This window comes from Ancylobacter defluvii (assembly GCF_018390605.1).
GTDB lineage: Bacteria > Pseudomonadota > Alphaproteobacteria > Rhizobiales > Xanthobacteraceae > Ancylobacter > Ancylobacter defluvii.
Genome location: NZ_JAHBGD010000005.1, coordinates 388,181 through 404,839, shown reverse-complemented (window position 1 = coordinate 404,839; position 16,659 = coordinate 388,181). Strand labels below are relative to the sequence as shown.

Sequence of the window (16,659 nt, the reverse complement as noted above, 5' to 3'; positions counted from 1 at the left end):
TGAGACCAGATGGTTACAAATCTGGATGGAAACGCAGCCAGGGAGTTCGGTGCCTTGAAAGCCCGAGCCTTCGATTATATCCGCCCCGCCACTGTCGCGGAGGCGCTTGCGGCCTTTGCCGAAGCGGAGGGCGACGCCAGCTATATCGCCGGCGGGCAGAGCCTGATCCCGGCGCTGGCGCTGCGGCTGCAGGCGCCGGCGCGGCTGATCGATATCGGCCATATCGCCGCGTTGCGCGGCATCGCCGTCGAGGATGGCTGGCTGCGGCTGGGCGCGCTGACCCGCCATGTCGAGGCCCATGACCACCCGCTGATCGCGGTGCATGCGCCGCTGCTGGCGCTCGCCGCCCCCTATGTCGCGCATCCGGCGATCCGCAACCGCGGCACGCTCGGCGGCAGCGTCGCCCTCGCCGACCCGGCGTCGGAATTCCCGGCGATGATGCTCGCCATGGCTGCCGAGATCGAGATCGTGGGCGCGGAAGGCACAAGGCGCGTTCCGGCCGACGCCTTCTTCCAAGACCTCTACCAGACGGCGCTGGAACCCGGCGAACTGCTCGCCGCCCTGCATATCCCCGTCGCGCGGCCGGAACAGCGCTGCGCCTTCGACGAAATCGCCCGCCGCCGCGGCGACTATGCGCTGGTCGGCTGCGGCATCCGGCTAACCATGCCGCGGGACAGGGTGGAGGAGGCCCACATCGCCTTCCTCGCCGTGGGGCCGACGCCGATGCGGGCGCCGGCGGCGGAGGCGGCGCTCATCGGCGCACGCCTCGATGCCGAGGCCATTCGCCGGGCGCAGGCGGCGCTGGCGCGGGATCTCGATCCGCCGGAGGACGGCGAGGTGCCGCCGGCCATGCGGCTGCATCTCGCCCGCGTGCTGCTCGGCCGCCTGCTCGGCCGGTTGCAGGACCAGATCGCGGAGGCGGCATGAGCGCGCCCCTGCCCGTCACCCTCACCGTCAATGGCGAGACGCTGAGCCACCTGATCGAGCCGCGCGAGACGCTGGCCGATTTCCTCCGCCGCGATCTCGGCCTCACCGGCACCCATACCGGCTGCGAGATGGGGGTGTGCGGCGCCTGCCTCGTCATGCTCGACGGCGTGCCGGTGCATGCCTGCCTGATCTTCGCGGTGCAGGCCGCCGGCGCCGACATCGCCACCGTGGAGGGGCTGACGGAAAGCGCCGCCGTCGCCGATCTCCAGCGCGCCTTCCATGAGCGCAACGCCCTGCAATGCGGCTTCTGCACGCCGGGCATGCTGATCACCGCGCAGGGGCTGCTCGCCCGCACATCGGTGCCGAGCCGCGCGGAAATCCGCGACGCGCTGTCGGGAAATTACTGCCGCTGCACCGGCTATGAGGCCATCGTCGACGCCATCGAGACCGTCGCGCACAAGCGGGCGGCCGGCGAGGCCGCGCCGCGCTTCACGGAGGAGCCGGCATGAACGCCCCGCTCGGCAGCCTCGACCGCCCGAATTCCTATATCGGCCGCTCGGTCGCGCGGCCGAACGCCAAGCGCCTGCTGGCCGGGCGCGGGCGCTATGTCACCGATCTCGCGCTGCCGCGCATGCTGCACGCCGCCTTCCTGCGCAGCCCCTATGCCCATGCCCGCATCGTCGCCATCGATGCGGAGGCGGCGCGCGCCATGCCCGGCGTCCGGCTCGTCGCCACCGGCGCCGATCTGGCGACGCTGTGCACGCCATGGGTCGGCACGCTCGATCATTTCACCGGCATGAAGTCGGCGCCGCAATTGCCGCTGCCGCTCGAGGAAGTGCTGTGGGCCGGCCAGGCGGTGGTCGCCGTGGTGGCCGATACCCGCGCACAGGCCGAGGACGCCGTCGAGGCCATCCTCGTCGAGTTCGAGGACCTGCCGCCGGTGGCCGATATCGACATCGCGCGCGAGTCCGGCGCCGATCGCGCGGCGCTGGCGGTCGAGGACAATCTCTGCTTCCGCAGCCGTCTCGACACTGGCGGTATCGAGGCGATCTTCGCCGGCGCCACCCATGTCGTCGAGGAGGAATTCCATTTCGGCCGCCACACGGCGGTGACGCTGGAGCCGCGCGCCATCCTCGCCGACTGGGACGCCAGCGAGGGCAAGCTCACCGTCCATCACGCCACCCAGACGCCCTACCAGTTCCAGGATCTGTATTCCCGCCACTACGGCATCCCGGAAGCCAGCGTGCGGGTGATCGCGCCCGATATTGGCGGCTCGTTCGGTATGAAGCTGCATGTCTATCACGAGGACATGGCGGTCATCGGCCTCGCCCTGCTGTGCCGCCGCCCGGTGAAATATGTCGCCGACCGCATGGAATCCTTCGTCTCCGACATCCACGCCCGCGACCATCGCGTGCGCGCCCGCATGGCGGTGGATGGCGACGGCAGCATTCTCGCCATGGATGTCGACGACGTCACCGCCATCGGCGCCTTCTCCGCCTATCCGCGCACCAGCGCGGTGGAGGGCAATCAGGTCATCCGGCTGATGGGCGCACCCTACGGCTTCCGCAACTACCGGGCGGAACTGGCGGTGGTGTTCCAGAACAAGGTGCAGACCAGCCAGTACCGCGCCGTCGGCCACCCCATCGCCTGCGCCGTCACCGAGCGGCTGGTCGACATGGCGGCCACCCGCGCCGGGCTCGATCCGGTGGCTATGCGGGCGAAGAACCTCATTCCCGACGAGGCCTATCCCTGCGCCTCGCCCACCGGCTATCGGTTCGAGGCGCTGTCGCATCAGGCGAGCCTCGCCAGGCTGAAGGCGTTGATGGACTATGACGGGCTGCGCGCCGAGCAGGCGGCGCTGCGGGCGTGCGGCGTGCATCGTGGCATCGGCCTCGCCGCCTTCGTCGAGATCTCCAATCCCAGCCCGGCCTTTTACGGCATTGGCGGCGCCCGCATCTCGGCGCAGGACGGCGCCACCCTCAGCATCACCCCCTCCGGCGAGGTGCGTTGCCTGATCTCGGTGACCGAGCAGGGCCAGGGCACCGAGACCATCATCGGCCAGATCGTCGCCGACCAGCTCGGCGTGGTGCGGGAAAAGGTGCGGGTCATCACCGGCGACACCGAGACGACGCCGCATGGCGGCGCGACCTGGGCCTGCCGCGGCGCCGGCATCGGCGGCGAGACGGCGTTGCAGGCCGCCCGCCGGCTGCGCGACAATGTGCTGGCGCTCGCCGCCGCCATTCTGCAGGCCCGCCCCGGCGAACTCGACCTGCGCGATGGCATCGTCGTCGACGCGCTCTCCGGCGCCGAGCGGGTCAGTCTCGCCGAGGTGGCGCGCATCGCCTATTTCCGCTCGGATACGCTGCCGCCGGATGCCAGCGCGCAGCTGTCGATCACCCATCACTACGCGCCGCAGGGCTACCCCTTCGCCTTCACCAACGGCATCCAGGGCTGCCATGTCGAGCTCGACGTCGACACCGGCCTCGTCAAAATCCTGAAGCACTGGGTGGTCGAGGATTGCGGCCGCATCATCAATCCGCTGCTGGTCGACGAGCAGGTGCGCGGCGGCGTGGTGCAGGGGCTCGGCGCCGCCTTCTTCGAGGAGTGCCGCTACGACGCCGGCGGCCAGCTCACCAATGGCTCGCTCGCCGACTATCTGGTGCCGATGGCGGGCGAGATGCCCGACATCGTCGTCGGCCATATCGAGACCCCGACCGCCGACACCGTGCTCGGCGCCAAGGGCTGCGGCGAGGCCGGTACCGCCGCCGCCGCGGCAGCGGCGCTCAATGCCGTCAACGACGCCATGGTCCCCTTCGGGGCCAGCATCGCCCAGATACCGATGACACCGGCGCGACTTCTAAAGTCGCTCGGCAAGATCTGACGCCAAGCCACTGACAACAAACAAAACGACAATGACAAAAATGACAATCTGCGGAGGAAACCATGACCAAGGGCCTGCCTACGCTTCCCATCACCCGCCGGCACGCGCTGGCCGGCCTCGCCGCCGGCACCGCCACGCTCGCCATGCCCGGCCTGCTGCGCGCGCAAAGTGAGACCATCCGCATCGGCTTCCCCACCCCGCTGACCGGCCCCTATGCCGCCGAGGCGAAGGACCAGGTCCGCAGCGCCGAGCTCGCCGTCAAGCTGGTCAACGACAAGGGCGGCATCGCCGGCCGCAAGGTCGAGCTCCTGGTCCGCGACGACAAGCTGAACGCCGGCGAGGCCGCCACCCGCACGCTGGAGCTGATCGAGAAGGAGAAGGTCCACGCCGTGGTCGGCTCGCTGTCGAGCGCGGTGCAGCTGGCGATCAACGAGGTCACCCGCGCCCGCGGCGTGATCTTCGTCTCGATCAGCCAGTCCGACACCATCAACGAGGTCAAGGACTTCAGCCGCTTCACCTTCCACGAGGCGCTGAACCCGCACATGACCACGGCCGCCGTCGCCAAGCACACCTTCAAGCCCGGCATGAAGATCGCCTATCTCGTCGCCGACTACGCCTTCGGCCATGAGATCCTGCGCGGCTTCAAGCGGGCGCAGGCGGCGATCGGCGCCACCAGCGTCGGCGAGATCCTGCACCCGATCGGCGCTCCCGATTACTCGACCTTCATGCCGCGGCTGCGCGCCATGAAGCCGGACATATTGTGCATCTGCAATTTCGGCCGCGACCAGGCCAATTCGATCAAGCAGGCGGTGGATTTCGGCCTCAACAAGCAGGACAGGATCGTGGTGCCGGTGCTGCTCTACACCCAGCGCCTCGGCATCGGCGCCGAGGCCTTCGAGGGGGTGGTCGGCGGCGCCAACTACTATTGGCGGCTCCAGGACACCCTGCCCTCGGCGAAAGCCTTCAACGACGCCTACAAGGCCGCTTATTCCGGCGCCTACCCCACCGATTACGGCGCCTATGGCTATACCGGCGTCTCCTCGCTGCTGCTCGCCATGGCCAAGGCCGGCGGCACCGACACCGACAAGGTGATCGCGGCGCTGGAGGGGCTCACCTACGACGTCGCCAAGGGGCCGCAGCACTACCGCAAATGCGACCACCAGTCGGTGCAGTCGGTGCTGGTGCTGGAATCGAAAGCCAAGGCCGACACGCCGGAAGAGGCCGATCCGTTCCGCATCCTGGCGGTCGAGCCGGCGTCGGAGGACATCCTGCGCAGCTGCGCCGAGCTCGGCTTCCCGTCGTGAACCGCCACCTCGTCAGGGAGGCGCCGTGATGGATGCCGAACTCATCGCCATGCAGTTGTTTTCCGGGGTCGCGCTCGGCGCGATCCTGGTCATGGTCGCGCTCGGCCTGTCGATCATCTTCGGCATGCTGGGCGTGGTGAACTTCGCCCATGGCGCGCTGTTCATGGTCGGTGCCTATGCCGGCCTCTGGATCGCCTCGCTCACCGGCAGCTTCTGGTGGGGGCTGCTCCTCGCCCCGCTGCTCGTCGGCGCCTTCGGCATGCTGATCGAGCGGGTGCTGATCCGCCCGCTCTACAAGCGCTCCATCGACGATCCGCTGCTGCTCACCTTCGGCCTCGCCTATGTGCTGGTGGAGGCGGTGCGCATCCTGTTCGGCAATGAGGGCATGCCCTTCCCCACCCCGCCGGAGCTGGCGGGCGTCGCCGATCTCGGCATCGGCTACTTTCCCATCTACCGCCTGTTCGTCGTCGGCGTGGTGGCGGTGGTCCTGCTGCTGCTCTGGCTGGGGCTGGAGAAGACCAAATTCGGCCTGATCGTGCGGGCCGGCGCCCGCGATCCGCAGATCATGCGGGTGCTGGGCGTCGATGTCGCGAAGGTCTGGCTGCTGGTGTTCGGCCTCGGCGTCGGGCTCACCGCGCTCGGCGGCGTACTCGCGGCGCCGATGCGCAGCGTCGATCCGGAAATGGGGGCGCTGGTGCTGGCGGAGGCCTTCGTCGTCACCGTCATCGGCGGCATGGGCTCGCTGGTCGGCGCCGTGGTCGCCGGCCTGCTCATCGGCATCGCCATCAGCATGACGGCGCTGTTCGCCCCGGAAATGGCGACCATCGTGATGTTCGCCCTGATGGCCCTGGTGCTGCTGGTCCGCCCGCAGGGGCTGTTCGGCAAGCCCGGACGGGCGTGAGGAGATCCCGACATGACCGCCTCCGTCCACTCCATCGCCGAGGTGATGACCGGGCCGACCGGCCATCGCGGCTGGCGTGCCCGCCTCACCGCCTGGCGGGTGCCGCTCTCCATCCTGGTGCTGTGCCTGCTGCCCTGGGTGCTGCCCTCGCAGGCGCTGGCCGTCAACGTGCTGATCTACGGGCTGCTCGCCGTCGGCTACAACCTGCTGTTCGGCTATACCGGCATGCTGTCCTTCGGCCATGCCGCCTTCTTCGGCGCCGGCGCCTATGCCGCCGGCCTCGGCATCGGCCAGCTCGGCCTGCCATGGTACGCGGCGATCCCGTTCGGCATGCTGGTCGGCGGCGCCTTGGCCTTCGCCGTCGGCCTGCTCTCGATCCGCACGCGCGGCATCTACTTCTCGATGGTGACGCTGGCGCTGGCGCAGCTCGTCTATTACGCGGCGCTGCAATCGTCCTCGATCACCGGCGGCGAGAACGGCCTGCGCGGCTTCACCGTCGCCCGGATCGAGCTGTTCGGCTGGTCGGTCGATTTCCTCGATCCGGTCAAGAAGTACTACGTGCTGATGGTGTTCGCCGCCGTCGCGCTGTGGCTGGTCTCGCGCGTGCTCGCCTCGCCCTTCGGCGCGGTGATCGAGGCCATCCGCGAGAACGAGACCCGGGCGCGCGCCTGCGGCTACGATGTCGAGCGCACCAAGGTGATGGCCTTCACCCTGTCGGGGCTGGTCTGCGCGCTGGCCGGCACGCTGTTCGCGCTGCACCTCGCCATCGTGCCGCTGGATACGCTGAGCATCCAGACCTCCGGCATGATCGTGATGATGACGCTGCTCGGCGGCGCCGGCAGTTTCTTCGGCCCCTTCGTCGGCGCCCTCGCCTTCCTGTTGATGGAGGACGTGGTGGCGCTGTGGACGCCGCACTGGCAGATCGTGGTCGGCACCGTGTTCATCCTGTTCGTGCTGTTCCTGCCCAAGGGCATCTGGGGCACGCTCATCGCCTGGAGGGCCGGCCGATGAGCACGCCGCTTCTCGCGGTCGAGAACATCGGCCGGCGCTTCGGCGGCTTCGTCGCGCTGGAGGGTGTCACCGCCGCCTTCGAGCCGAACAAGGTCACCGCGATCATCGGCCCCAACGGCGCCGGCAAGAGCACCTTCTTCAACCTGCTCTCGGGCGTGCTGGCGCCCTCCACCGGCGCGATCCGCTTCAAGGGCCGCGACATCACCGGCACGCCTCAGCACCGTTTCGTGCATCTCGGCATCGCCCGCTCCTACCAGATCACCAACATCTTCCCGGAGCTGTCGGTGCACGAGAATGTCCGCGTCGCCGCGCAGGCCTTCCGCACCCGCTACGACATCTGGCGCAACCGCGCGGCGATGACCGAGCTCGACGACAGCGCCGATGCCGCGCTGGCGGCGGTGGGGCTCGTCGGGCGGCGGGCGGTGACGGCGAAGTTCCTCGCCCACGGCCAGCAGCGGGCGCTGGAGATCGCCATCGCGCTGGTCGCCGATCCCGAATTGCTGCTGCTCGACGAGCCGACCGCCGGCATGGGACCGGAGGAGACCCGCGACATGGTCGCGCTCCTGGAGAAGCTGGCGGCCGACCGCACCATCCTGCTGGTCGAGCACAAGATGAAGATGATCCTCGGCCTCAGCGACCGCATCCTCGTGCTGCATCACGGCCGGCTGATCGCCGATGGCAGCCCGCAGCACATCCAGACGGACCCCGAGGTCCGCCGCGTCTATCTGGGACAGAACGATGGCTATGCTTGAGATCGAGGGCCTGAACGCCTGGTATGGCGCCAGCCATGTGCTGCACGGCCTGTCGCTGGCAGTGGAGCCGGGCGAGATCGTGGCGCTGGTCGGCCGCAATGGCGCCGGCAAGACCACCACCATCCGCTCCATCATGGGGCTGATGCCGAAGGCGACCGGCGCGGTGCGCTTCGCCGGCACCGAGCTGTTGGCGCTGCCCGCCCATGCCCGCTTCCGCCTCGGCCTCGCCTATGTGCCGGAGGAGCGGCGGATCGTGCCGGGGCTGTCGGTGCGGGAGAACCTCCAGCTCGGCCTGCTCGCCGCCAAGGGGGCGATCGACGAGCGGGCGGCCATCGACGAGATCGCCCGCACCTTCCCGCGGCTGAAGGAACGGCTGGACCAGCAGGGCGTCACCCTGTCCGGCGGCGAGCAGCAGATGCTCGCCATCGCCCGCGCCATGATCGCCGGCCCGCGCATGATCCTGCTCGACGAACCGTCGGAGGGCATCATGCCGGTCCTCGTCGAGGAGATGGGCGCGCTGTTCCGCCGCCTGCGCGATGAGGGCGTGACGCTGCTCCTGGTGGAGCAGAACGTCGAATGGGCGCTCAGGCTCGCCGACCGCGCCGTCATCATCGACCAGGGCGAGATCGTCCACCACAGCACCGCGGCGGCGCTGCTCGCCGACAAGGCCATTCAGGAACGCTACTGCGCGGTCTAGAGCATTTTTGAGCGACGTGGATACCGGATCGCGTCGAGAGAACGCGATCCAACAAGACTTGGGCGGCTTCGGAGGACATCCATGGATATTACCGGCGAACACCGCATCGCGGCGTCGCGCGAGGCGGTCTGGGCCGCGCTGTTCGACGTCGAGGCGCTGAAGGCCTGCATTCCCGGCTGCAAGGAGCTGGAGCGCACCTCGCCGACCAGCTTCAAAGCCACGGTGCAGCTCAAGGTCGGCCCGGTCTCGGCAACCTTCGCCGGCACCGTCGAATTGCAGGACATCGATGCGCCACAGGGCTGCCGCATCGTCGGCCAGGGCAATGGCGGCGTCGCCGGCTTCGCCAAGGGCGCATCCGAGGTGACGCTCGCCGCCGATGGAGAGGAAACTGTGCTGAGCTACGTCGCCAGGGCCGAGATCGGCGGCAAGCTCGCCTCGCTGGGCGGGCGCCTGGTGCAGGCGACCTCGCGCAAGCTGGCCGACCAGTTCTTCTCCAGCCTCACGGAGCGGCTGGCGGCGACATGACCGATGCGGATCTCCTGCGCTTCGTCACCGCTCAGAACCCGGTGATCGGGCAGGTCGAGGCGGAGCTGGCCGCCGGCCGCAAGCGGACGCATTGGATGTGGTTCGTCTTTCCGCAGCTGGCCGGTCTCGGCTCCTCGCCGAACGCCCGGTTCTTCGCCCTCGCCGATCTCGATCAGGCGCGGCGCTATCTCGCCGATCCCGTGCTCGCGAACGCCTGCGGCGCCATGTGCGCGCGCTGCTCCGGCACACCGGCATGCCGGTTCGGGAGATCCTCGGCACGCCGGACGATCTCAAGTTCCGCTCCTGCCTGACGCTGTTCCGGGCCGCGGCGCCGGCGCCGGACGATGCGCAGCTTTTCGAAGCAGGGCTGCGCCAGTTCTATCAAGGCGCGCCCGATCCCGGCACGCTCGAACGGCTGGCCGCGCCCTGACGACATCGGGCCACCTGATCGCCTGGTGAACGGCGCTGCCGAGCGGATCGCAGAGACATCGACGAACCGCCCGCCACGGCCCCGCCGGATGGCACCGGCCAGCAGTCAACTCGGGACCTCGCCGAAGCGTGGCGGCAGCGATGAGCCGCCGCCACGCCATGCGCAATGGTCGACGCCTAGCGCGGGGCCAGCCGCTCCACGTCCTGCAGGCGTTTCATGGCGGCCTGCTGCTTCAGCATCCCGTAATTGATGCCGCTCGGATTGAGCGTGCTGCCTTCCTGGAAGGGGTAGTCGTTGAAGTCGGCAAAGAGCTCCTTGACCTTGCCCTGGATCGGCACCAGCAGCCACATGTTGCGGGCAATGAATTCCATCGCGCCGCCGCCTTCCTTCGATCCCCGCTCGTAGGGGTCCATGCGCAGGTTCTCGATAAGCGCCCAGCTCGGCTGCTCACGGGTGGCGGTGGCGATGTTGCCCTCGCTGGCGACGGCGAAGCTGAGCTTCCAGTCGTTCCAGCGGATGGCATTGAGGTTGCCGCCCTGGTCGAAGTAGTACATCACGTCGCGCGGCGGCGTCTGCGCGGTGCCCTTCAGCAGGTCGGTCAGATCATAGCCGTCGAGATGCACCTTGAAGGTCTTGGAGCCGGCCTGGAAACCGGTCTTCATCTTTTCCTTCAGGTCGGGAAGGCCGCCCGCGGTGGCGAAGGTCGGCATCCAGTCCATCAGCGTGACGATGTCGTTGATCTGCGAGCCCGGCTTCACCACGCCCGGCCAGCGCACCATCATCGGGATGCGCATGCCACCTTCCCAGGTGGTGCCCTTCTCGCCATGGAACGGCGTCATCGCCCCATCCGGCCACAGCGCCAGCTCGGCGCCGTTGTCGGTGGTGTAGAGCACGATGGTGTCCTCGGTGATGCCGAGGTCGTCGAGCTGCTTCAACAGCTGCCCGACATGGCCGTCATGCTCGACCATGCCGTCGGCGTGGATGCCCTTGCCGGTCTTGCCGTTGCTGTCCGGCTTGAGGTGGGTGAAGACATGCATGCGGGTCGAGTTGAACCAGACGAAGAACGGCTTGTCCGCCTTGTGCTGGCGGTCGATGAAGTCCTTGGCGGCGCCGAGAAACTCCTCGTCGATGGTCTCCATGCGCTTGGTGTTGAGCGGCCCGGTGTCCTCGATGCGGCCGTCGGCATAGGAATGGATCACCCCGCGCGGGCCGTATTTCTTCCGGAACTCCGGATCCTTCGGGTAGAAATAGCCTTCCGGCTCCTCCTCGGCGTTGAGATGGTAGAGATTGCCGAAGAATTCGTCGAAGCCGTGATTGGTCGGCAGATGCTGGTCCTGGTCGCCGAGATGGTTCTTGCCGAACTGGCCGGTGGCGTAGCCGCGCGTCTTCATCACGTCGGCGATGGTCGGCATCCAGTCGGCGATGCCATGCGGGTCGCCCGGCATGCCGATGGTGAGCAGCCCGGTGCGGAACGGCTCCTGCCCGAGGATGAAGGAGGCGCGGCCGGCGGTGCAGCTCTGCTGGCCGTAGGAATCGGTGAAGATCGCGCCTTCCGCGGCGATGCGGTCGATGTTCGGCGTGCGATAGCCCATCAACCCCATGGTGTAGGCGCTGATCTGCGAGACGCCGATGTCGTCGCCGAAGATGACGAGGATGTTCGGCGCCTTGCCGGAAGGGGAAGCGCCGGCGGCGGGCTGCCCCTGCGCGGCAGCCTGCGACGCCGTCCCGATCGCCGCCGCGGCGGCGACCAGCGCGGTCGAACCCGCCAGCAGCGAGCGGCGGCTCACTCTGCCATTCGCGGGCGTGCCAGTGTTGTCCGTCGACATATGTGTCTCTCCTTAATGTCCTGCGGGGGCTTCGATAATTTTCTTGTTTTTCATGAACTTACCTTCCATCCGACCCCGTGGGCCGGCGTGGCGGGATTGAGCGGCGGCAGCGCCGCCGGCGGGCCGGCAGGCGGGTGCCGCCGGCGAAGCGTCTCGAGGCCGGCCAGCAGAAGGCGCGAGTCCTCGTGGGTCCATGGCGGGGTGCCGGCGGCGAACAGCGCCGCCTGAAGCGTGCCCGCCTCGCAATTGGCCGCCTGGCGCCGCTGCGGCGGCAACTGGCTCGTCCAGGAGGAGAAACGGCGATAGATTTCGTCGGCATCGGTCCCGGCGCAGGCGCGCCGCAGCGCGGCGAAGGCGGCGCGCTCGGGATCGGCGCCCCGCGCCCGCCGCCGCGCCCTCACCTGCCATGCTCCCCAGGCCAGCACGATCAGCACGGCCAGGCCGATTGCCGGCCAGGCCAGGCGCCTCCAGCTCCCGTGGCCGGCGCCGCCAGCCGCCGCCGGTGTCGCCGCGACATCCACCGTCACCGCCGCCGCCGCCGCGCTCTTCAGGCTGCGCGTGCCGAGATCCCACCAGGGCTGCGCCATCGCCGGCAGCACGAAGCGGCCGCCCTGCGCGAAGACATAGGTGATGCGATCGACCCTGCGGCCGGTGACGACGCCGCGATTGCTGCGGTCCTCGATATCCGGCGGATCGGCATAGACCCGCACGCCGTCCGGCGCCGCGATGTCGAGATCGCGCATGGCGAGGCCGGGAATGTCCTCGGCGCTGCGGGTGACGGTGCGCACCACGGCATCGCCCGCCTTGAACCGCCCCGTCGGCACCGGCGCCCATTGCTCGTCCAATGTCAGCCGGCGGGTGGCGACGACAGGCTGCGAGGCATCGACGCCCGGCGGCACGCTCACCTCGAGCCGCGCCTGCTGGCCCTGCGCGCTGCCGGTCTCGCCGCCCTCGCGGTCGAGCAGCGTCACCGCGGCGGGCGGAATGTCGAAGCCGCCGCCACGGCGCGGATACAGGGCGAACTCGAAGCGCTGGCCGACATAGGCGTTGCCGCCGATGCTCTCGCGCATCGTGGTGCCCTGCGTCTCGAAACGGATGATCTGCAGGCCGGGCACGTCCGGCAGGCTGACGCGCGGCGGATGCGCCATGGCGCCCGGAAACAGCACGTCGACATGCAGCGTCACATGCTGGCCGACCACCGCGCCCGAAGCCGGGTCGAGCCCCTCGCGCACCACCACCGGCGGCGCCGCGGATGGAGCCGCAGCGGGCGACGCGGCAGCGGAGGGCGCGGCCTCCTGCGCCGCGAGCGGGCCGGCCAGCATCAGCAGAAGCAGAGCCAGCATCGTTCTCATGGCGCACCGCTCCCTTTCTGCGTGCCGGCCTGCTGCTCCAGCTGATAGGCGAAGCGTGCGCGCAGAAAATCCGCCGGCTCGGTGCGCACCCGCTTCAGCCACAACGCGCGCACGGCTTCATCGTTCATCAGCGCGCCGGCTGTTTGCGTCTCCTGGCCCTCCGGGTTCTTGGCGTCCTTGTCGTAGACGATCTGGTCGGCGCCCTCGCGCTGGTCGCCGGCATCGGCGCCGGGCGCCTTCAGCCGCTCGGCGCGCAAGGCGGCGATCTCGCGATTGGCCTGCGCCTCAGGCCAGCCCGGCCGCCGCTCCAGCGCGTGGTCGTAGCGCTTTACCGCCTCGTCATATTTACCGAGCATCACCAATGCATTGGCTTGATTATACGCCCCGTCGGCGGTGTCGACGCCGGCGAAGGAAGCCTCCGCCGCCTTGAAGTCGCCGGCGCGCATCTGCGCCACGCCGCGCCACATCGGGTCGCGGAAGGCATTCGCGGCATCGGCCCAGCGCTGGTGCTCGAAAAGATATCGCCCGCGCTGGTCGGCGCTGGCCCAGAGCGGCTTCCAGCCCATCGCCCAGACGCCGGCGCCGAGCGCCGCGACCAAGGCCATGCCGACAATGGCAAAAGCGCGCCATGTGCTCATGCCAGCACCCATCCGCGCCGGAACCAGAGCAGCGCCAGAAGGGCGAGCAATGGCGTCAGCCAATAGCCCGCCTCCTCCCACTGCACGCCCTCGCCCGGCGCCGGCGGCGGCGGCCCGGCGGTGGCGAGGATATGCGCGAGATCGCCGACATCGCCATCATCCAGGGTCAGATCGACGACGTCGGCATGAAGCGCCGCCGCCGCCACCGCGATCGAGGGGTCGGCATCGCGTCCGGGCGGATGCAGGGCGTACAGCGTCACCGGCGCTGCCGCTGCGCCGTCGTCCAGCGCCGGCGCCGCATCGGCGAAGACCAGCACCGAGCCGCCCTGCCCGCCGCGCCGCAGGGCGTCGGAAGCGAGCGTCACCGCATCGGCCAGCGCGTCGCCCTGGCGCGGCATGAGATCGGGCGCCAGCGCCGCCGCCATCGTGCCCACCACCGCGGCATCCGGCGTCGGCGGCAACACCAGATGCGCCGAGCCGGCATAGGCGACCAGCCCGGTCGGCGCGCCCTCGCGCAGCTTCAGCAGGTCGGCCATCTTCTGCCGGGCGCGGTCGAGGCGGGTCGGGGCGAGGTCGCGCTCCAGCATGGAAGGCGTGACCTTGACGACGAACATCGCCGGCCGCGCTGCCTGGGCGAAGGGCGATGGCAGCTGCCGCCATGTCGGGCCGGCCACGGCGAGAATGCCGACGATCCAGGCCGCCAGCAGCAGGTTTTCCGGGTTCAGCCACCGGCGGGCGTCGCCGCCGATAATGAGATGGCGCAGCAGCGCGGGATCGATGGCCCGCCGCCAGCGCGCCGTGGTGTCGGCCTCGCGCCGCCCCAGCCACCACAGGCCCAGCGCCGGCAGTACCAGCAGCAGCCACCACGGGCGCAGGAAATGCAGTTGCGCGAGCCCGTCCATCATCGCGCCGCCTCCGAGGACGAGGACGAGGATGATGGCGTCGCCTCCGTGCGCCGGCGCGGCCAGCGCAGCAGCCGCAGCGCCTGCACCAGCATGGACAGCGCCGTGAGCGCCGCCAGCGGCAGCCAGAACAGCTCGACCTTGGGCTGGAACGACACCGTATCGACCTTGCGCGTCTCTATGCTGTCGAGCTGGGTATAGATTCCGGCCAGCTGGTCGCGGTCGAGCGCGCGGTAGAAGCCGCCGCCGGTCAGTTCGGCAACCTGCTTGAGCGCCGCCTCGTCGAGCTTCTCCTCGCCCGCCGCCGCCGGATCGCCTACGGCGACAGTGTGGATGACGATGCCCTTGTCATGCGCCACCCGCGCCGCCTCGGCCGGCGGCACCTGGCTGGCGGTGTCGTTGCCGTCGGTGAGCGCGATGATGGTCTTGGCCGGCACCGTCGAGCCGGCGAACAGGTTGATGCCGAGGCCGATGGCGTCGCCAAGGGCGGTGCGCGGCCCGGCCATGCCGACCTGCATCTCGCCGAGCAATTGCCGGGCGAGCCCGAGATCGGTGGTGAACGGCACCAGCGCGAACGGCGCATTGCCGAACACGGCGACGCCGACCCGGTCGCCCTGCCGGCGGGCGAGGAAATCGTCCAGCACCTGCTTCACCGCGACGAGCCGGTTCACCTTGTTGCCCGAGGCGTCGGTGAAGTCCTGCGTGTCCATCGACGCCGAGAGGTCGACCAGCAGCAGCAGATCGCGTGCCGGCCTATCCTGATGGATCGGCGGCAGCACCCATTGCGGGCGCATCAGCGCGCCGAGGACCAGCAGCCAGCACAGCACCAGAGCAATGAGCCGCCAGAAACCGCGCCGGCCGATGCTGGCCCCCTCGTGCGGCTGCGCCCCGGAGAGCCGCGCCAGCTCGGCGAAGAACGGCACCCGGACGGCGGGACGGCGGGTCTCATAGGCCGGCAGCAGCCAATAGATCAGCGCCGGCATCGGCAACAGCAAGGCGAGCCAGGGATAGGCGAAGGACAGCATCGCTAGCCCTCCGCCCGGTGATGCTTCACCCAGCGCCGCGCCGCCGCCCGCAGCGCCGCGCCATCGCCGGCCGGGACGCCGGACACTGCCGGCGCCAGGCTGGCGGCGCTGCCCGTAAAGGCATCGGTGCCGGAGGTGCGGTCGAGGAAGGCGAGCCAGGCCCGCCCGGTAAGCGGCGCCACCTGCGCGCGCGGATAGGCGACCAGCGCCGTCCGCTTCAGTATCGCCGAGATGGCCGCCACGCCCGCCGCATCGGTGGCGGGGCCGAGCCGGTCGAGCGCCGCCAGCGCCTCCCGCCGATAGGCATTTCGCCGCCAGCGCCGCACCGCCGCAACGAGCAGGATGAGCAGCCCGGCGAGGAGGGCGGCAAGCAGCATCCACCAGCCCGGCGCCGGCGGCCACCACGGCACCGGCGCCGGCACGACGATGTCGGCGAGACGCGACAGATCGGCCTGATCGGTCATCTCACTGCACTCGCCTGATGGCCCGCCGTCAGCGATCGCGCCAGCCGCCGGCCGAGCAGTTCGCGGAACTGGTCGGCGGTGTCGCGCCCGGTGGAGAGCGGCAGCACCGGGATGGCGCGTTGGCGGGAAAACCCCTCGACCGCCTCCCGCCGCTGGAGGAACCCGGCCGCGAAGCTGCGTCGTAAGCTACTGCCGGCGCTGTCAATTTCGATCTGGCTGCCTGCATCCGCGACCACGGCGCGGCCGACATCCGGCAGCTCCGCCTCCAGCGGATCGAAGACGAAGACGGTGAGCACGTCGTTATGGGCGGTGATCCGCGTCACCAGCCGCACCGTCTCGGCATCCGCCCCCGCCGCATCGGTAATCAGGGTGAGCAGCCCGTCATGCGGCAGCAATTGCGGCACCTTGGCGAGCGCGGCGTTGAGCAGCGAAGGGTCGGATGGGCGCGGGTCCTCGGCCCGAAGCTCGCCATTGCGGCGGACGATGGCGTCGAACAGCGGTCCGATGGCGGCCTGCCGCGCGCGGGGGCGGATTTCGTCCATCCCATTCTCGGAAAAGACGATTCCTCCGATCCGGTCGCCGAGCGAGGTCACCCGCCACGCCGCCAGCGCCGCCGCTTCGGCCGCCACCACCGACTTCATGGCGAGGCGGCTGCCGAAGAACATGCCGAGCCGCTGGTCCACCAGCAGCAGCACCGGCCGGTCGCGCTCCTCGGTATAAACGCGCAGCTGCGGCTCGCCGAGCCGGGCGGTGGCGCGCCAGTCGATGGCGCGCACGTCGTCGCCCTCGTAATAATGGCGCAGTTCCTCGAATTCGAGCCCGCGCCCCCTCAGCCGCGAGGCGTGGCGCCCCGCCAGCAGCGAATGCACCGGCTGTTTCGGCAGGAAGCTGAAGCCCTTGGCGCGATGGCGCAGCCGCAGCAGGTCGTCGAGCGTGACATAAGCACGAGCGTCTTGGGCGCGAACGTCTTGGGCGCGAACGTCTTGGGCGCGGGCGTCCGGATGGGCGTTCCCTGCCATCGCCG

General features: G+C 69.7%; 16 protein-coding genes and 1 pseudogene. 10 read left to right on the top strand and 7 right to left on the bottom strand.

The features are described from left to right. The first annotated feature begins 54 nt into the window (after window positions 1-54). The 10 genes and pseudogenes from KHC24_RS04515 to KHC24_RS04470 all read left to right on the top strand — a co-directional run bounded on the left by KHC24_RS04515 (window position 55) and on the right by KHC24_RS04470 (window position 9,428). Window positions 55-927 carry an FAD binding domain-containing protein gene (locus KHC24_RS04515; protein ID WP_213359726.1) on the top strand — a complete coding sequence of 291 codons (873 nt, stop codon included), beginning with the start codon at window positions 55-57 and terminating at the stop codon, window positions 925-927. Continuing rightward, complete coding sequence (locus KHC24_RS04510; protein WP_213359724.1) at window positions 924-1,436, top strand: (2Fe-2S)-binding protein; 513 nt, start codon at window positions 924-926, stop codon at window positions 1,434-1,436. Before KHC24_RS04515 ends, KHC24_RS04510 begins: the two co-directional genes overlap by 4 nt. Continuing rightward, the gene (locus tag KHC24_RS04505; protein ID WP_213359722.1) at window positions 1,433-3,808 is read left to right on the top strand and encodes a xanthine dehydrogenase family protein molybdopterin-binding subunit; all 2,376 of its coding nucleotides are present in this window, start codon (window positions 1,433-1,435) and stop codon (window positions 3,806-3,808) included. The genes KHC24_RS04510 and KHC24_RS04505 overlap by 4 nt, the downstream gene beginning before the upstream one ends. Before the next feature lie 62 nt (window positions 3,809-3,870). Further along, window positions 3,871-5,112, top strand: coding sequence for an ABC transporter substrate-binding protein (locus tag KHC24_RS04500; protein WP_213359719.1), 1,242 nt, complete (start codon window positions 3,871-3,873; stop codon window positions 5,110-5,112). Window positions 5,113-5,140: 28 nt separating this feature from the next. After that, window positions 5,141-6,013, top strand: a complete 873-nt coding sequence (locus tag KHC24_RS04495) for a branched-chain amino acid ABC transporter permease (RefSeq protein WP_213359717.1) — start codon at window positions 5,141-5,143, stop codon at window positions 6,011-6,013. A gap of 45 nt (window positions 6,014-6,058) precedes the next feature. Continuing rightward, window positions 6,059-7,024, top strand: a complete 966-nt coding sequence (locus tag KHC24_RS04490; RefSeq protein WP_246546230.1) for a branched-chain amino acid ABC transporter permease — start codon at window positions 6,059-6,061, stop codon at window positions 7,022-7,024. Beyond that, a complete protein-coding gene (locus KHC24_RS04485) occupies window positions 7,021-7,776 on the top strand; it encodes an ABC transporter ATP-binding protein (RefSeq protein ID WP_213359712.1) in 756 nt (251 codons plus the stop codon). The genes KHC24_RS04490 and KHC24_RS04485 overlap by 4 nt, the downstream gene beginning before the upstream one ends. Continuing rightward, window positions 7,769-8,473: an ABC transporter ATP-binding protein gene (locus KHC24_RS04480; protein ID WP_213361127.1), complete on the top strand. Its 705-nt coding sequence runs from the start codon at window positions 7,769-7,771 to the stop codon at window positions 8,471-8,473. Before KHC24_RS04485 ends, KHC24_RS04480 begins: the two co-directional genes overlap by 8 nt. A gap of 81 nt (window positions 8,474-8,554) precedes the next feature. Continuing rightward, window positions 8,555-8,998, top strand: a complete 444-nt coding sequence (locus KHC24_RS04475) for an SRPBCC family protein (protein ID WP_213359710.1) — start codon at window positions 8,555-8,557, stop codon at window positions 8,996-8,998. Continuing rightward, window positions 8,995-9,428: pseudogene (locus tag KHC24_RS04470) on the top strand (DUF1810 domain-containing protein). The gene KHC24_RS04475 and the pseudogene KHC24_RS04470 overlap by 4 nt, the downstream one beginning before the upstream one ends. A 176-nt stretch (window positions 9,429-9,604) precedes the next feature. Here KHC24_RS04470 and KHC24_RS04465 read toward each other — a convergent pair. The 7 genes from KHC24_RS04465 to KHC24_RS04435 are packed head-to-tail and all read right to left on the bottom strand — an operon-like array spanning window position 9,605 to window position 16,654. Next, window positions 9,605-11,254 (bottom strand): arylsulfatase, encoded by a 1,650-nt coding sequence (locus KHC24_RS04465; RefSeq protein WP_213359706.1) that lies wholly within the window; start codon window positions 11,252-11,254, stop codon window positions 9,605-9,607. A gap of 50 nt (window positions 11,255-11,304) precedes the next feature. Then, window positions 11,305-12,606 carry a BatD family protein gene (locus tag KHC24_RS04460; RefSeq protein ID WP_213359704.1) on the bottom strand — a complete coding sequence of 434 codons (1,302 nt, stop codon included), beginning with the start codon at window positions 12,604-12,606 and terminating at the stop codon, window positions 11,305-11,307. Then, the gene (locus tag KHC24_RS04455; RefSeq protein WP_246546125.1) at window positions 12,603-13,244 is read right to left on the bottom strand and encodes a tetratricopeptide repeat protein; all 642 of its coding nucleotides are present in this window, start codon (window positions 13,242-13,244) and stop codon (window positions 12,603-12,605) included. Before KHC24_RS04455 ends, KHC24_RS04460 begins: the two co-directional genes overlap by 4 nt. Beyond that, the gene (locus KHC24_RS04450) at window positions 13,241-14,149 is read right to left on the bottom strand and encodes a VWA domain-containing protein (protein ID WP_213359702.1); all 909 of its coding nucleotides are present in this window, start codon (window positions 14,147-14,149) and stop codon (window positions 13,241-13,243) included. The genes KHC24_RS04455 and KHC24_RS04450 overlap by 4 nt, the downstream gene beginning before the upstream one ends. After that, complete coding sequence (locus KHC24_RS04445; RefSeq protein WP_213359701.1) at window positions 14,146-15,171, bottom strand: VWA domain-containing protein; 1,026 nt, start codon at window positions 15,169-15,171, stop codon at window positions 14,146-14,148. The genes KHC24_RS04450 and KHC24_RS04445 overlap by 4 nt, the downstream gene beginning before the upstream one ends. A gap of 2 nt (window positions 15,172-15,173) precedes the next feature. Further along, window positions 15,174-15,635, bottom strand: a complete 462-nt coding sequence (locus KHC24_RS04440) for a DUF4381 domain-containing protein (RefSeq protein WP_213359700.1) — start codon at window positions 15,633-15,635, stop codon at window positions 15,174-15,176. After that, the gene (locus KHC24_RS04435) at window positions 15,632-16,654 is read right to left on the bottom strand and encodes a DUF58 domain-containing protein (RefSeq protein WP_213359699.1); all 1,023 of its coding nucleotides are present in this window, start codon (window positions 16,652-16,654) and stop codon (window positions 15,632-15,634) included. The genes KHC24_RS04440 and KHC24_RS04435 overlap by 4 nt, the downstream gene beginning before the upstream one ends. Window positions 16,655-16,659 lie beyond the last annotated feature (5 nt).

What these genes read in the sequence shown, in the direction of transcription:
- KHC24_RS04450 (WP_213359702.1), bottom strand. Translation starts at nt 14,149, where the DNA reads ATGATGGACGGGCTCGCGCAACTGCATTTCCTGCGCCCGTGGTGGCTG.
- KHC24_RS04500 (WP_213359719.1), top strand. Translation starts at nt 3,871, where the DNA reads ATGACCAAGGGCCTGCCTACGCTTCCCATCACCCGCCGGCACGCGCTG.
- KHC24_RS04460 (WP_213359704.1), bottom strand. Translation starts at nt 12,606, where the DNA reads ATGAGAACGATGCTGGCTCTGCTTCTGCTGATGCTGGCCGGCCCGCTC.
- KHC24_RS04495 (WP_213359717.1), top strand. Translation starts at nt 5,141, where the DNA reads ATGGATGCCGAACTCATCGCCATGCAGTTGTTTTCCGGGGTCGCGCTC.
- KHC24_RS04475 (WP_213359710.1), top strand. Translation starts at nt 8,555, where the DNA reads ATGGATATTACCGGCGAACACCGCATCGCGGCGTCGCGCGAGGCGGTC.
- KHC24_RS04485 (WP_213359712.1), top strand. Translation starts at nt 7,021, where the DNA reads ATGAGCACGCCGCTTCTCGCGGTCGAGAACATCGGCCGGCGCTTCGGC.
- KHC24_RS04505 (WP_213359722.1), top strand. Translation starts at nt 1,433, where the DNA reads ATGAACGCCCCGCTCGGCAGCCTCGACCGCCCGAATTCCTATATCGGC.
- KHC24_RS04490 (WP_246546230.1), top strand. Translation starts at nt 6,059, where the DNA reads ATGACCGGGCCGACCGGCCATCGCGGCTGGCGTGCCCGCCTCACCGCC.
- KHC24_RS04445 (WP_213359701.1), bottom strand. Translation starts at nt 15,171, where the DNA reads ATGCTGTCCTTCGCCTATCCCTGGCTCGCCTTGCTGTTGCCGATGCCG.
- KHC24_RS04440 (WP_213359700.1), bottom strand. Translation starts at nt 15,635, where the DNA reads ATGACCGATCAGGCCGATCTGTCGCGTCTCGCCGACATCGTCGTGCCG.
- KHC24_RS04465 (WP_213359706.1), bottom strand. Translation starts at nt 11,254, where the DNA reads ATGTCGACGGACAACACTGGCACGCCCGCGAATGGCAGAGTGAGCCGC.
- KHC24_RS04480 (WP_213361127.1), top strand. Translation starts at nt 7,769, where the DNA reads ATGCTTGAGATCGAGGGCCTGAACGCCTGGTATGGCGCCAGCCATGTG.
- KHC24_RS04435 (WP_213359699.1), bottom strand. Translation starts at nt 16,654, where the DNA reads ATGGCAGGGAACGCCCATCCGGACGCCCGCGCCCAAGACGTTCGCGCC.
- KHC24_RS04455 (WP_246546125.1), bottom strand. Translation starts at nt 13,244, where the DNA reads ATGAGCACATGGCGCGCTTTTGCCATTGTCGGCATGGCCTTGGTCGCG.
- KHC24_RS04510 (WP_213359724.1), top strand. Translation starts at nt 924, where the DNA reads ATGAGCGCGCCCCTGCCCGTCACCCTCACCGTCAATGGCGAGACGCTG.